Annotated in this window: 1 protein-coding gene; it reads left to right on the plus strand. The window is 57.8% G+C overall.

Going from position 1 to position 204, the window contains the following annotated elements; all coding sequences use genetic code 11:
- Positions 1 to 204: Ig-like domain-containing protein (locus tag AACW06_RS20875; protein WP_192076439.1), on the plus strand; the 204-nt coding region annotated here is incomplete at both ends.

Raw genomic sequence — 204 nt, forward strand, 5'->3', positions numbered from 1 at the left:
CTCACGAAGTAACCTTATTAGAAACACTCACAGGCAGTGCGAACATCACCATCCCAAGCTTGGCGGCGGAAGGTGATTACAGCGTGACGGCGCAGATCAGCGACGCGGCGGGCAACAGCAGTGGTGATAGTACGCCAGTGACGTTTGATTTTGACGCCACCGTGCCAACTGCGGTGCCAACACTCACCATCGCGGATGCCGCGG

It is taken from the genome of Vibrio sp. S12_S33 (assembly GCF_963889785.1).
GTDB lineage: Bacteria > Pseudomonadota > Gammaproteobacteria > Enterobacterales > Vibrionaceae > Vibrio > Vibrio aestuarianus.